Source organism: Marichromatium gracile, assembly GCF_004343155.1.
Lineage (GTDB): Bacteria > Pseudomonadota > Gammaproteobacteria > Chromatiales > Chromatiaceae > Marichromatium > Marichromatium gracile.
In genome coordinates, this window is the sequence record NZ_SMDC01000005.1 from 43604 (window position 1) to 57130 (window position 13527).

13 protein-coding genes are annotated in these 13527 nt (G+C 66.9%); 11 read left to right on the forward strand and 2 right to left on the reverse strand.

What is annotated here, in order from left to right; translation table 11 throughout:
* Window positions 1–8 precede the first annotated feature (8 nt).
* The gene (locus EDC29_RS09065) at window positions 9–785 is read left to right on the forward strand and encodes a TatD family hydrolase (RefSeq protein ID WP_062274392.1); all 777 of its coding nucleotides are present in this window, start codon (window positions 9–11) and stop codon (window positions 783–785) included.
* 4 nt (window positions 786–789) lie between these two features.
* Here EDC29_RS09065 and pap read toward each other — a convergent pair whose 3' ends face one another.
* Window positions 790–2370, reverse strand: coding sequence for a polyphosphate:AMP phosphotransferase (pap, locus tag EDC29_RS09070; protein WP_123140747.1), 1581 nt, complete (start codon window positions 2368–2370; stop codon window positions 790–792).
* A gap of 76 nt (window positions 2371–2446) precedes the next feature.
* On the reverse strand, window positions 2447–2929 hold the full coding sequence (locus tag EDC29_RS09075) for an acyl-CoA thioesterase (protein ID WP_005223702.1): 483 nt from the start codon (window positions 2927–2929) through the stop codon (window positions 2447–2449).
* Window positions 2930–3072: 143 nt separating this feature from the next.
* Between EDC29_RS09075 and cas6 the strand changes: the two genes are divergently transcribed.
* The 10 genes from cas6 to EDC29_RS09125 all read left to right on the forward strand — a co-directional run bounded on the left by cas6 (window position 3073) and on the right by EDC29_RS09125 (window position 13517).
* Window positions 3073–4047, forward strand: a complete 975-nt coding sequence (gene cas6, locus EDC29_RS09080; protein ID WP_165913474.1) for a CRISPR system precrRNA processing endoribonuclease RAMP protein Cas6 — start codon at window positions 3073–3075, stop codon at window positions 4045–4047.
* Between the two features lie 79 nt (window positions 4048–4126).
* Entirely contained in the window at window positions 4127–5227 is a 1101-nt protein-coding gene (gene csm6 / locus EDC29_RS09085) for a CRISPR-associated ring nuclease Csm6 (protein ID WP_062274384.1), read from the forward strand.
* Window positions 5228–5473: 246 nt separating this feature from the next.
* A complete protein-coding gene (gene cmr1, locus EDC29_RS09090) occupies window positions 5474–6703 on the forward strand; it encodes a type III-B CRISPR module RAMP protein Cmr1 (RefSeq protein WP_165913475.1) in 1230 nt (409 codons plus the stop codon).
* A complete protein-coding gene (gene cas10, locus EDC29_RS09095; protein ID WP_132229678.1) occupies window positions 6703–8568 on the forward strand; it encodes a type III-B CRISPR-associated protein Cas10/Cmr2 in 1866 nt (621 codons plus the stop codon). Before cmr1 ends, cas10 begins: the two co-directional genes overlap by 1 nt.
* Window positions 8565–9887, forward strand: a complete 1323-nt coding sequence (locus EDC29_RS09100) for a type III-B CRISPR module-associated Cmr3 family protein (RefSeq protein WP_132229525.1) — start codon at window positions 8565–8567, stop codon at window positions 9885–9887. Before cas10 ends, EDC29_RS09100 begins: the two co-directional genes overlap by 4 nt.
* Window positions 9888–9916: 29 nt before the next feature.
* A complete protein-coding gene (gene cmr4, locus EDC29_RS09105; RefSeq protein WP_132229527.1) occupies window positions 9917–10843 on the forward strand; it encodes a type III-B CRISPR module RAMP protein Cmr4 in 927 nt (308 codons plus the stop codon).
* Complete coding sequence (gene cmr5 / locus EDC29_RS09110) at window positions 10840–11268, forward strand: type III-B CRISPR module-associated protein Cmr5 (RefSeq protein WP_242465938.1); 429 nt, start codon at window positions 10840–10842, stop codon at window positions 11266–11268. The genes cmr4 and cmr5 overlap by 4 nt, the downstream gene beginning before the upstream one ends.
* Window positions 11255–12316, forward strand: a complete 1062-nt coding sequence (gene cmr6 / locus EDC29_RS09115; RefSeq protein WP_132229529.1) for a type III-B CRISPR module RAMP protein Cmr6 — start codon at window positions 11255–11257, stop codon at window positions 12314–12316. Before cmr5 ends, cmr6 begins: the two co-directional genes overlap by 14 nt.
* Window positions 12313–12621: a CRISPR-associated protein Csx16 gene (gene csx16, locus EDC29_RS09120; protein ID WP_132229531.1), complete on the forward strand. Its 309-nt coding sequence runs from the start codon at window positions 12313–12315 to the stop codon at window positions 12619–12621. Before cmr6 ends, csx16 begins: the two co-directional genes overlap by 4 nt.
* Before the next feature lie 110 nt (window positions 12622–12731).
* Window positions 12732–13517: a hypothetical protein gene (locus EDC29_RS09125; protein ID WP_132229533.1), complete on the forward strand. Its 786-nt coding sequence runs from the start codon at window positions 12732–12734 to the stop codon at window positions 13515–13517.
* The last annotated feature ends 10 nt before the right edge of the window (window positions 13518–13527 follow it).

The following is a 13527-nucleotide window of genomic DNA, read 5'->3' on the forward strand; positions in this document are numbered from 1 at the left end:
TGTTTTTGATGCTGGTTGATTCACACTGCCACCTCGACCGGGTGGACCTCACCCCTCATGGCGGCGACTTCGCCGCGCTGATCGCGGCGACCCGCGCCGCGGGCGTCACCCATCTGATGAGCATCGGCATCGACCTGGAGCACTATCCGGCGATGCGCGCGCTGATCGAGCCCTATCCCGAGGTCTTCTGTTCGGTCGGCGTCCATCCCAACGAGAACGAGGGCGAGGACCCCGACGTGGCGCGCCTGCTCGCGCTCGCCGACGACCCCCGGGTGCGCGCCATCGGCGAGACCGGGCTCGACTACTACCGTGGCGCCGAGGACGCCGAGCGCCAGCAGCGCCGTTTCCGCACCCATATCGCCGCCGCGCGCGCCTGCGCCAAGCCGCTGGTGATCCACACCCGTCAGGCCCGCGCCGATACCCTGCAAATCCTGGAGGAGGCGGGCGCGGGCGAGGTCGGCGGCGTGGTGCACTGCTTCACCGAGGACTGGGAGACGGCGCGCCGTGCCCTCGAACTCGGCTTCCACATCGGCTTCTCCGGGATCGTCACCTTCAAGAACGCCGCCGAGCTGCGCGAGGTCGCCCGCCAGGTCCCGGACGAGCGCCTGCTGATCGAGACCGACGCCCCCTATCTCGCCCCGGTGCCGCATCGCGGCAAGTCCAACCAGCCGGCCTGGGTCGCCCACGTGGCCGAGTGCCTGGCCGAGGTGCGCGGCTCGACCCCGGAGGCGATCGCCGCGCTCACCCGCGACAACGCGCTGCGTCTGTTCGACCTGCCCGGCTGAATCCTCACTTGTCCTTCTTGCCCGCGGTCGCCGTCTCGGCTGGCTGCGGGCGACGCTCGCCGCAGGGCAGATAACCCGCCGGCGGTGGCTGCTCGCCCTCGAGCGCCTCGGTCAGTGCCGCGCAGATAGTGCGCAGCACCTTGATCCGCGCATAGGGCTTGTCGTTGCCCTCGACCAGGGTCCAGGCGGCGTGGCGGGTGCTGGTGCGCACCACCATCTCGTTGATCGCCTCCTTGTACTGCGGCCACTTCTCGCGGTTGCGCCAGTCCTCGTCGGTGATCTTGTAGCGCTTGTAGGGCACGTTCTCGCGGTCCTTGAAACGCTTGAGCTGCTCGTCCTGGCTGATGTGCAGCCAGAACTTCAGCAGGATCACCCCGCTGTCGACCAGCTGCTCCTCGAAGCGGTTGATCTCGGAGTAGGCGCGGCGCCACTCGGCGTCGGTGGCGAAACCCTCGACGCGCTCGACCAGCACCCGCCCGTACCAGGAGCGGTCGTAGAGGGTGATATAGCCGGCGCGCGGGATCTGGCGCCAGAAGCGCCACAGATAGTGGTGCGCCTTCTCCTCGTCGCTCGGCGCCGCCACCGGGATGGCGCGATAGAGCCGGGCGTCGATGGCGTTGGTGATGCGACGGATGGCGCCGCCCTTGCCGCCGGCGTCCACCCCCTCGAACACCAGCACCGTCGAGCGCTTCTGGGTGTAGGCGCGCCAGGCCAGCTCATTGATCTCGTTCTGCAGCCGCTTGAGCTCGGCCTTGTAGGGGTCGCGCTCGAGCGCGAGCGAGAGATCGAGCTGATCGAGCAGGGTGATCTGCGCCTGCTCGCCGGCCGGCAGCTCCGGGCTGCCGATGCCCGAGACCGGCTCGTCGGTGGGGCCGGCGGCGGCCAGGCGCGCGCGCATCGCATGGAGCAGGGTCTTGCCGACGGTGAGGTCGCGATAGCGGCGGTTGCCGGCCTCGATCAGATACCAGGGCGAGACGCCGCGATCGGTGTGCATGATCACCCGCTCGGCGACCTCCTCGAAGGCGGCGTACTGCTCGGAGAACTTGCTCTTGTCCGGGAGCATCTTCCAGCGGCTCTTGTCGTCGCGCGAGAGCTCCTTGAGTCGCGCCTTCTGGTCGGACTCCGACATGTGAAACCAGAACTTGACGATCAGCGTCCCGTCCTGGATCAGCATCCGCTCGAAGTCGACGATGCGGTTGAGCTCGGCGTCGAGCTCGGCATCGCCGCAGTGATCGCGGAAGCGGTGCTCGATCGGCGTCTGATACCAGCCGCCGAACAGGATCGCCATCTCGCCGCGCCCCGGCAGCGCCCGCCAGAACCGCCAGTAGCGCGGGCGCTCGCGCTCCTCGTCGGACTCGTCCCAGAAGGCGAAGGTCTGCACCCCGCGGGTGTCGAGCCACTCGTTGAGCCGATTGACCACCTCGCCCTTGCCCGCCGCCTCGATCCCCGAGATCAGCACCACCACCGGCACCTGCGCGGCCTTCAGCTCGCGCTGCGCGGCCAGCAGGTCGGTGCGCAGCTGTGTCTGCTGCTCCTTGAAGTCCTGCTTGCTCACCGAGCGGCCGACCTTGGTTGCTTCGAACATGGTGCGAATCCTCGTGTTGCGGGGTGGGGCGACAAGATGTCGCGGCAGGGTGGTCGGGCGTGCGCCCGGGACGGCGCTAGTCGCTCAGCGCCGGCGGTGGCGTGATCCGGCGCGGTCGGCCATCGTCGTCCACCGCGACATAGGTGATCGCCGCGGCGGCGACCTGGTGGCGACTGGCCGGGTCGGGCTCGCGCTGTGCCCAGATCTGCACCTCGACCGTCACCGAGCTGTTGCCGAGACGCTGCATCCGCGCGAACAGATCGACCAGATCACCGACCAGCACCGGGGCGAGGAAGCGGAACTCCTTGACCGCCACCGTCGCCACCCGACCCTGCGCCACCTGGATCGCCACCGTGCTCCCGGCCAGATCCGCCTGCGCCATCAGCCAGCCGCCGAAGATGTCGCCATAGGCGTTGGTGTCGCTCGGCATCGCCACCACGCGGGTGCCGAGGTGCCAGAGACGCGGGTCGCTCACCGGCGCCGCGGTCGGATCGCTCGGCACCACGCAGGCGTCGGAAGAGGTGGGGGTGGGTTGGCTGGATTCGAGAGTCGAAGACATGGATTGCTTGAATGGTTGGTCAAAAAGGTTGTCGCCGATCTTCGCACAATCGGACGGGGTCTGATACCGCAAGGCGTGGATTGTGGCGATTGGGATATGGTGTCGAAATCGTTTACATTAGGGACACTGAGTGTGTCGTAGAAATGGATATCCTGTCCCCGATGTCGAGTCTGGCCTTTCCCGCGCTGATGCGGTTGCGTTTCTGCTTGCGCGCACTCGACACCATCCAGTTGCCGGCCTATGCCGGATCCACCTGGCGCGGGCTGCTCGGTCACGGTCTGCGAGGCAGCGTTTGCGTGACGGGTGCGCCGAGTTGCGATGGCTGTCTGCTGTCGGGGACCTGTGTCTATTCTACGCTCTTCGAGATTCCCGCCGGCGCTCCGGCGAATACTCCACATCCCTTCCTCCTCGAACTCGATCCCGAGGCACCGAGCCGTTTGGTTCCCGGGGAGGAATATGCGCTCGGGATCACCCTGATCGGATCGGCGATCACCCAGGCGCCCTATCTGATCCATGCGCTGATCCAGGCCGGTGAGCAGGGGGCCGGGGCGAGCCGCGGACGCTTCTCGCTGGTTCGGGTCGAGGCCGAGTCCCGACTCGGCAGTGACGTCTGGACGACCCTCCATGTCCCCGGGCGGATACCCTATCAAGCACCGTCGGTTGGCGAGCCCGACCCACCCCCTGCACCGTTGGGGACGGATGTCCTTCGTCTGCACCTACTCACGCCGCTGCGCATCAAGCGAGCCGGTCGTCTCGTCGGTGCCCGCGAGTTCGTGGTCGATGATCTGCTCAAGGCCCTGCAGCGACGGCTCCACGCACTGGCCATCACCCATGGTATGGATCTCGGACGCCACATTGCCCGTTACCCGCAGCCAGGACCGGCAACAGTGCGACTAAGCGCGTCACGGTTGCGCTGGTTCGACTGGACGCGCTACTCCTCGCGTCAGCATCGTCAGATGCAATTCGGTGGACTGCTCGGTGAGCTGGAGCTCGAGGGGGAGGGACTCGAGACCTTGTGGCCTTCTCTCTGGTTGGGGCAGTGGACCCATCTCGGCAAGGCCAGCGCCTTTGGTCTCGGGGCCTACGGGGTCATGACGGGTGTCGTCAAAAGCTTTTGACGCGAGACAAACAGGGCGAATCTGCGGATTATGAATGGCGGCTAGATCGCCGAGTTATATACAGCAAGGATTGGATTTGATGGAGCCCTGCAAGTTTCCCCGCCGGATCATGATCGCAGTCACCGGGTTGTCGCCCCAGGTCGTGACCGAGACCCTGTTCGGACTGGCGGTTCGCGAACCCGACCCCTGGATCCCGACCGAGGTCCACATCATCACCACCCTGGAAGGCGCGGAGCGGGCGCGGATGAGTCTGCTGTCGCCCGATGGTGGCTGGTTCCAGCGGTTACGTCACGATTACGACCTGCCCGAGATCTGCTTCGACGAGAATTTCATCCATGTGTTGAAGGATGCCGATGGCGAGGCGCTGTCGGATATCCGTACCGAGGCTGACAGCCTTGCCGCCGCAGACCAGATCTGCGCCATGATCCGCGGCTTTTGCGCCGACGATGACAGTGCGGTGCATGTCTCGATCGCTGGTGGTCGCAAGACCATGGGGTACTACATCGGGTACGCTCTCGGGTTGTTCGGACGCCCCCAGGACAAACTGTCTCATGTGCTGGTGTCTGAACCCTTCGAGTCGACTTGGGACTTCTTCTACCCGACCCCGACGAGCCGGATGCTGGTGACGCGTGACAACAAGATGGTCGATGCCTGCGATGCCCGGGTGACCTTGGCCGAGATCCCCTTCCTGCGTGTGCGAGACACCTTGCCGAAGCGGCTGGTGCATGGCGTGACGAGCTTCGGTGAATATGTCGAGGCAGCGCAGCGATCGGTCGAACCGCCCAACCTGCGAATCCATGTTCGGGACCGTCTCGTCTATGCCGCAGGAGAAGTCGTGCCGATGCCTCCGGCGCAGTTCGCCTTCTATCTGATGATGGTCGAGCGGCGGATGGCCGGGCTGAACAGTGTGCGCTGGAGCGATCGTGACGTCTCTGACCACTTCCTCTCGATCTATCGACGTATTGCCGATGAGGGCGGTGTCGAGCGGGTCGAGGCCGCACTCAAGCAGGGTATGACCAAGGAGTATTTCGATCAGCGCAAGACCCTGACCAATGCCATGTTGTTCGAGGTGCTCGGGCCGCAGCTCTGCAAACCCTACTCCATTCATCGTGAGGGCACCCGACCGCGCTCGCGGTTCGGTTTGACGATCGACCCTGAGGCCATTTATCTCGGGCCCTGATGGTCGCCGTCGTCGTGCCCGGGATCGAGTACTCCAGGGCGCTCCATACCCCCGGTCGCATGAGTCTGACGTGTCGCCGGGAGTATGAAGAGCGACGACTCACTGGACTCATAGGTCGTCTTTCGACGAACCGATCAAGGAGATCACATGAGAACCCCACCCCCAGCGCTCGACCCCGGTGCCCTGTGCGCCGAGTGGCGGACGCGTACCCCCCAGTCCCCGGACCTGACTCTTGCCTGCAAGTTGGTGACGCCGCTCTACGGCGGTGGCGTCGAGGCCGGCGAGATCGATGAGGCGTTGCCGATTCGCGCCTCGTCGATCCGTGGGCAACTTCGCTTCTGGTGGCGGATCGCCTGTGGCGGTGCCGATCGTGATGATCCCGAGCGGTTGTTCGAGCGCGAGCGGGCGATCTGGGGAGGGATCGGAGCTGAGGGGCCGGTCGCGAGTCGGGTGCGGGTCGTGGTGCGCACCAAGGGGAGGGCAGAGGTGGAGCCCGTCTTCGAGTACCACCCTGACCGCCGTGCCACTGGCCGATTGAATTCTACTCCACGCCTGAAGAACTGGATTGGCGATCCTCTTGCTTATGCACTGTTTCCGGCGCAGGGCAAGTTGACTGCGGATGGTACCGACGTCGAGAAGAAGCCGCATGCGTTGATGCATGCTGGGCTTCGCTTCGAGCTGCAACTGTCCATGGATGAACGCCTCGATCCACAACAAAGACACGAGGTCGAAGTTGCGTTGCGCTGGTGGGCGAGCTTCGGTGGGATTGGGGCGCGTACCCGGAGAGGGTTGGGTGCGGTCGAGGCCGACTCCTTGACGCCGGTGGACGCCAGCGAGGTCGAGGCTGCTGGTGGTTGGCTGTGCGAAGGGCGTCAGGGCCCAGATGCGCGTAGTGCGCATGAGCGAGCAATCGGGCTGTTGAAGCGTTTCCGTCAGGGTGAGGGGATGGGGCGAAACCACGGTTCTGTACCGAAACGCCCTGGCCGCAGCTGCTGGCCCGAACCCGATGCCATTCGCAAGCTGAGTGGTTGCAGCTCGTCGGACCATGCCAAGCCTTTCGTCGACTGTGGGCCGGTGTTCCCGCGCGCGGCCTTCGGCCTGCCGATCGTGTTCCACTTCAAGGATGCCCCAAGTGGGACGCGTCCACGTCGGGATCAGGAACCCATCGATCATGTGCTCGAACCCGCCGATCTCGCTGGCGAGACACGCGAGCGCATGGCCAGCCCACTGATCCTGCGGCCTTATCGCGATGCGGAAAGGCGTTGGCGTCCGGCGGCGCTGCTGCTGCCGGGCTGGGAGCAGGCATTGACGATATCGCTCAAGTTTTCTCAACCCGCAGGCGCATCAACGCCGCGACCTTGGCCCGCTGACCCACAGGAGCGCACTCGTCTGGCAGAGCAGGTCAAGCCGTTGAAGGAGAATGGGCAGACCGATGCGTTGCGCGCCTTCATGGCGTTCTTCGAGCAGGAGGCATGATGAAGGATTATCTGATCACCCTGTCGATCGGTCCGGTACAGGGGCTGATCGCCTCGGCGCGCCGTACGCGTGATCTCTGGTGTGGCTCCTGGCTGCTCTCGGAGGTCTCCAAGGCCGCGGCCTTGACGCTGCACTGCACTCATCCGGGTTGTCTGGTGTTCCCGTGTCCGAACGAACCGGAGACCGAGCTCGCGCCCGATGACAACCCCGGCGATACCGCCAACGTCGCCAACATCCTGCGCGCCGAACTCGTCCTCGCCGACGATGCCGCGGCGCGTGCGCTGTGTGCCGAGGCGGCCGAGGCCGCCCGCGCCCGGCTGCGCGAGATCGGCGAGCAGGTGCGTCAGGACAAGGGCATGGCGCGCTGGCTGCGCGACGAGCCGCTGTGGTCGAGTCAGTTCGACGACCTGCTCGAGATCTTCTCCGCCTGGGTCGAGATCGACCCGGAACAGGGGGCCAAGGCCGCCAGCGAACGGCTGGGCGGCGTCCTGGCCGCACGCAAGGCGACGCGCGACTTCGCGCCGCTCACCCCCCCCGAGGGCGCGGGTCTGCCCAAGTCCTCGCTCGACGGTGTGTTGGAGACCGTGCTCCAGAGGGGCGTGCATGGTGATGTCCGCGCGGCGCGTCGTCTCGGGCTGGCGTCTGCCAACGAGCAGCTCGACGCCCTCGGCGTGATCAAGCGCCTGGCGGGTGATCCGGAGCAGTTCACCCCTTACTCGCGGATTGCTGCCGATCCCTGGCTGCGTGATGTCAGTAAGAAAACCAAAAGCGCCTTCGAAGACCTCAAGAAAGCCTACGAACCGCTGATCAAGGCGCAAATCGCCACCCGCGCCAGGGGCAATCGTGGCACCTATGGCGATTTCCCCTATGACGCCCAACTGCTCTTCGACTTCCGGCTCGACAACCAGATCGAGCAGTTGCGTGACGAGGCCCGGCGTCAGCGGAGCGACGAGCAGCTGCGAGCGGATCAAGGCGCGCTCGGCGAGTTGCGTCGCACGCTGGAGTCCGTGACCAGACGCCACGGCACCCCGGTCCCCTATGCCGCCATCCTCAAGGCCGACGGCGATCGCATGGGCAAGCTGCTCGACGCGGCACGCTCGACCGAGGACTCGCGGATGATCTCGCGTGCCCTGCACGGCTTTGCCAGCGGCGTGGCCAGGATCGTACGCGACTATCAGGGTCACGCGATCTATGCCGGCGGCGATGACGTGCTGGCGCTGGTGCCGCTCGACCGGGCCGTGGACTGCGCCAAGGCCCTGGCCGAGGCGTTCGAGCAGACCATGGCGCCTTGTGCCCGAGCGCTGGCCTCGGACGATGCGACGCGTCGCGCCGAGATCAGCCCCACGCTCTCGGTCGGGATCGGCATCGGTCACCTGATGGAACCGCTCGGTGCCCTGCGTCAGCGTGCCGACGCCGCCGAGAAGCTGGCCAAGGACGGCATGCCCGGCTCCAGCGAGGAACGCAATGCCCTGGCCATCCAGCTCGGTATCCGCTCCGGCGGCGAGCTGCGCTGGCGCGTGCGTTGGGACGAGCCGGACAAGCTGGGCGCACTCGATGAGCTGGTGACGCACTATCGCAGCGGCGCGCTGACCACCCGGGTCGCCTACGACCTGCGCGACGGCGCGCGGCGCCTGAACTGGCTCGACGATCAGCCAGATGCCGCCCTGCACGAAGGCATGCGGCGCGCCGAGCTGTTGCGCGTGCTCGATCGCACCCGCACCGAGCAGGGTCAACTCGCGCCCGAGGTCTCCAGGGCATTGGAGACGCATGCCCGTGCGCTCGCCTGGAACCTCGATCTGCTCGCCGACACCCTGATCATCGCTCGCTGGCTCTCGGCGCGCACCGCAGCGGAGGTGAATCCATGACCAAGAAGAAGAAATCGCAAGCACAGGGGAAACGGGTTCGCTACGACAAGCAGCGTCCGCGGAGCGCGGTCGATCGTTCGACCGCGCGGGCCACGTCAAGGAGTTCGCGTGCCCGGGCCGTCTCCGTGCCGGTGTGTCGCGCCGATCCTCCACCACCGAGCACGCTGGTCACCCTCGATCCGCTGGCACCGGTGATCGTCCGCTCCGGTCGGCCCTTCGACGCCAGCAACGGGTTGGACGAGGCGCGCTTCCCGCCGCCCTCGACGCTCGCCGGCTGTCTGCGCACGGCCTGGGCGAGACAGACGGGGACCGACTTCGGCCCCGCGCTGCTCGATGCGGTGAGCGTGCGCGGTCCGCTGCTGTGGCGTGAGGGCGAGGGGGTCGAGCCCGATGTCGCTCCCGCGCTGCTGGTGCCCAAGCCCGCCGACGCCCTCTATCTGGCGCGGGAGGGGGAACGCGAGCCGTGCTGCATTCGTGCCGAACCCCGTGCGTTCGATGAGGGTTGCGGCAGCGACCTGCCGCAAGGGCTGATCCCGGTGCAGTTGACCGATCCGGTCAAGGGCAAGCCCAAGCCCGGTCCTCGCTGGTGGACGCTCGCGCAGCTACTCGACTTCCGGCGCGGCGCGACCCCGACGTTCGAGGCGCTGCTCGAACAGGGCTGGACCCCGGCCACCGAGCGCCGCACCCATGTCGCCATCGATCGCAAGAGCCATGCGGCCAAGACCTCGCAGTTGTTCCAGACCAATGGGTTGGACTTCATGCCGGATCAGCCTCTCGATCCGGCGGGACAGCCGCCCGCCGCCACCCGACGGCTGCGGCTGCTGGCGCGCTGCGATCAGCCGCTGCGCGCCGGTCTGGTCCATCTCGGTGGCGAGCGGCGCCTTGCGGCGCTGGAGCCCAGACCCGAGTCGCAGTGGCCCGCGGTGCCGGAGGGCTGGTTCGATCAGATCGTGAAGGTCGGCGGACTGAGCCTGACCCTGCTCACCCCGGCTGCCTTCGCGGACGGTTTTCGCCCCGGCTGGATCGACCCCGACACCCTGGAGGGTGAACCCCCCGAGGCCCCCGGCGTGCACCTCAAGCTCCGGGCGGTCGCCTGTGAGCGCTGGCAGGCCAACTCGGGTTGGGATCTGCACAAGGGCGAGCCACGCCCGACCCGGCGGCTCGTCGCCGCGGGTAGCGTCTACTGGTTCGAACTGGTGGGCGCTCACGACCCGGCGGCATTCGCGCCGCTGTGGTTGAACAACATCAGCGACACGGCGCAAGACCGCCGCGACGGCTTCGGGCTGGCGCTGCCGGCCCCCTGGACGCCGTGTGCCTGATCGATGGATCACTGAAAGGACGACACCCAATGGATACGCGCATCTTCCACCTCCATGCACTCTCGCCGCTGCACTGCGGCACCGGGCAGTCGACCGGCGTGGTCGACCTGCCGATCGCGCGCGCCCGCGCCACTCGCCTGCCGATCGTGCCCGGCTCGTCGCTGCGCGGGGTGCTGCGCGAGCATCTGAGCGTGAGCCCGGACAACACGACACGCGTCGAGCGGCTCTTCGGTCCGGCGCAGATCCGCAGCAACGATCAGGCCTTTGCCGGCGCGCTTGCGATCAACGATGCCCATCTGCTGGCGCTGCCGGTGCGGGCGCTGACCGGCATCGTCTGCTATGCGACCTCGCCCTTCGTGCTCCGGCGTTATGCCGAGGATCTGCGTCGCGCCGGCGAGTCGCTGCCGGATCTGCCCGCTGCGCCCGCCGCTGGCGCGGTGCGCTTGCAGCAGCACTCGCCCAACCGGGGCGAGAGCGTCGAGTCGCGCACGACCCTGGTGCTGGAGGATCTCGATCTGCGGATCGAGTCCGATTCCGGTGGTCTGCTCGCGGCCTGGGCACAGCAAATCGTCGAGCGCGTCTTCCCCGGTGATGCTGACTCGCAGGCTCAGATCGGTCCTCGGATCGCGCTGTTGCCGGACGATGTCTTCGCCTTCCTTGCCGAGACCGCGACCGATGTCCGGGCACGGATCGCGATCGATCAGGACAGTGGCACGGTGAAGCAGGGTGCGCTCTGGTACGAGGAAAATCTGCCCGCCGACAGCCTGCTGTGGGGCGTCTACGCGGTTGCCGCGTCCCGCCATCCCGAGGATCGGGAAGAGGGAGCCGGCCCGGAGACGGCGGATGCCTTGGCGGCTTGTCTGCCTGACGGGGGCGCGCTGTTGCAGATCGGCGGCAAGGCCGGGGTCGGGCGTGGGCTGGTGCGCTTCCTGCGCACTCAGGGGGTGGGCGCATGACGATGCAGATGCGTGCACAGCGCCTTGCGATGGCGGCCTACAGCTGTGTCGACCTCATCGGCGGGGGAATTGATGGGGTCGATCCGAAGCGTTACGGCGCGATCGTCCATCGGTTGCCGGGCATGATCCTGCAGCATGGTCTCGCCCAGAGCAGTGGTTTCCTGTTGGCCAAGGGGACGGCGGAACACCTCCGGGTGCTCGACGATCTCTGCCGGGTGCTGCGCGAGGCCGGTGTCACCAAGGCCGACAATGGTGTTGCGCTGCATCATGGGTTCATCACCGCCGATCTCACCGACACCATGGCGCTGACCCGGCACGCATTGGATGCAGCCGCCTGGCTCAAGCGCTATGTGCAGGGGGTGTTGCGCATCACCGCGACCGGCGACACTGCGAGCGAGGAGAGGCGCAACCATGAGTCAGACTGAATCGATCGTCTTGCAGCGCGAGGCGGTCAGGAAACCCTATGGTGAGGTCGGCAAGGAGGGCTCGGCCCATCCCGGTCTGCTGATCCAGCGCGGTCTGGCGGTGCACGGTCAGGACGACAAGGAGGCGAAGACCAAGCACATTCGCGCCATCTGCGGGCTCCAGCCTGGCACCTTCTACCGTGCCGCCTTCGAACGTTGGCGTAACGCGACCGCCGATCCGCTGCGTTTCACGCAGCTCACGCTCGCGCTCGAAACGCGATTGTTCATCGGCCTGAGCGGCGGTGGCGCCCTGGAGACGGGCTGTGCCGTCGGTCACAGTCACGGCGCGCCCTATCTCCCCGGATCGAGCGTCAAGGGTGTGGTGCGCGCGTACGTCGAACGGAGCGAGTTCGCGACACAGCATCCAGAGGCGATTGCCGAGTTGTTCGGGGTCGGGCCACAGGAAGAGGAAGAGCACCCCGAGGGACTGGCGGGGCTCGTGACCTTCCACGATGCCTGGTGGAAGCCCGACGCCGAGGGGCATTCGCCCTTCGTGCAGGAGGTCGTCACCACTCACCATCTCAAGTACTACGGCTCCGAGGGCAAGACGCCCGCCACGGATCTCGACAGCCCGATCCCCAATGCACAGATCGCCGTGCGTGGCAGTTTTCTGTTCGTCCTCGAAGGGCCGCCGGGGTGGCGTGATCTCGCTGCCGAGATGCTGCGCTCGGCGCTGGGTGAGCGGGGTATCGGCGCCAAGACCCGCAGTGGTTATGGAGTGTTCGACACCGAGCCGCAGACCAACGCCGCCCCCGTCGAGCGCTGTGCCTGGGTCGATGAGCGGGTCGCGGCCATCGCCCAGGCCAACCGCAGCTCGGAGCAGGAGGCGTTGATGGGTAAAGGCCTGGCCGGGGAGTGGGCCGCGCTGGAGGATGCCACGCTCAAGGCCCGGGCGCTCGTCGACATTCGTTCACGCTGGCCGCAGGAGCAATGGGAGGCGCCCTCCGGCAAGAGCGCCAAGAAGGCCCGTGCCATCTATGCCGAGGGGGAAGAGGCTGCGTCCACATGACCACTTACTTCGTCACCCGCCACGCCGGCGCGCTCGACTGGGCGAGTGCCGAGGGGCTGACGGTGGATCAGCGGCTCGAACATCTCGACGTTGAGCGCATCGCGCCAGGCGACGTGGTGATCGGGTCGCTGCCGGTCAGTCTCGCAGCCGAGGTGTGTGCCCGCGGGGCGCGCTATCTGCACCTGACGATGACCGTACCCTCCGAGCTGCGCGGGATCGAGCTGAGTGCCGCGCAGATGCGTCTCTGCGGTGCCCGGCTCGAACCCTACAGGGTCGAGCGGCTCGACGCGGGGGGCATGAGGTGAGCGGCCCGTCGCGAGGCGCGGCGCCGGGGCTGAAGAAGGAGCGGGCGCGACGGGTGCTGGAGCACCTGTTGATGGGATCGCGTCTGGAGTCGATGCTGATGGTACTGGCGGTGCTGGTCGGTCTCGGCTGGTTCACCGATAGCCTGTTCGAATGGCTCACCGATATCGGGACATGGCTCGAGGGCGGTACCGTCGAGCACTGGATTCCGCTGCACCGGGTGCTGGCGGTGGGCTTTTTCGCTGCGCTGCTGATCCGGCTGCGCGCCCTGGCCGAAGCCACGCGCGAGCGCTTTCGTCCGAGGATCGAGACCATGGTCGCGCCGCCCCGGGCGCGGGCACTGATCCTGTATCTCAGCGCATTGTATGAGGAACAGTTCGATGAGCTGGCGGGCGCGATCGATTCGCTCGATGGTCTCGATGCGTTCCGCGCGCGCCATGGTGGTCTCAACTGGCGCATGCCGATCGAGGCGATCGCTCACCATCGCGCGCATCTCTCCCGGATCGTACTGGTCTGCTCGGGTGACGAGCCCCGGAGACCGGGTAGTGCCTCCCAGCGCTTGCTGTTCGAGCAGCTGGTCAAGCGCTGCTTCCCCGATTGCGAGTTCACCATCGAGGTCGCCGAAGACGACCACCGAGGGGCTGATCGAGGGATCGACTTCAACGATATCGACGCCGTCGTCCGCTTGACCGACACGGCCTTCGAGCGTCTGGTCGAAAAGGCGCGGATCGCGCCGGCCGACATTCTCATCGACATCACCGGCGGCAGCAAGCTGTGCAGCGTGGCCGGATCCGTGGTCGCGCTGGCCGAGGGGCGGCGGATGCAGTACGTCACCGGTCAGTACCAGGTCAGGGTCCAGGATGTCAGCTACGTGCTGCTCGATGATGGCGATCACTGATCTCGCCGAG

Excerpts from the sequence above, each read along its gene's own strand:
- EDC29_RS09065 (WP_062274392.1), top strand. The coding sequence starts at position 9 with ATGCTGGTTGATTCACACTGCCACCTCGACCGGGTGGACCTCACCCCT.
- pap (WP_123140747.1), bottom strand. The coding sequence starts at position 2,370 with ATGTTCGAAGCAACCAAGGTCGGCCGCTCGGTGAGCAAGCAGGACTTC.
- EDC29_RS09075 (WP_005223702.1), bottom strand. The coding sequence starts at position 2,929 with ATGTCTTCGACTCTCGAATCCAGCCAACCCACCCCCACCTCTTCCGAC.
- cas6 (WP_165913474.1), top strand. The coding sequence starts at position 3,073 with ATGGATATCCTGTCCCCGATGTCGAGTCTGGCCTTTCCCGCGCTGATG.
- csm6 (WP_062274384.1), top strand. The coding sequence starts at position 4,127 with ATGGAGCCCTGCAAGTTTCCCCGCCGGATCATGATCGCAGTCACCGGG.
- cas10 (WP_132229678.1), top strand. The coding sequence starts at position 6,703 with ATGAAGGATTATCTGATCACCCTGTCGATCGGTCCGGTACAGGGGCTG.
- EDC29_RS09100 (WP_132229525.1), top strand. The coding sequence starts at position 8,565 with ATGACCAAGAAGAAGAAATCGCAAGCACAGGGGAAACGGGTTCGCTAC.
- cmr4 (WP_132229527.1), top strand. The coding sequence starts at position 9,917 with ATGGATACGCGCATCTTCCACCTCCATGCACTCTCGCCGCTGCACTGC.
- cmr5 (WP_242465938.1), top strand. The coding sequence starts at position 10,840 with ATGACGATGCAGATGCGTGCACAGCGCCTTGCGATGGCGGCCTACAGC.
- cmr6 (WP_132229529.1), top strand. The coding sequence starts at position 11,255 with ATGAGTCAGACTGAATCGATCGTCTTGCAGCGCGAGGCGGTCAGGAAA.
- csx16 (WP_132229531.1), top strand. The coding sequence starts at position 12,313 with ATGACCACTTACTTCGTCACCCGCCACGCCGGCGCGCTCGACTGGGCG.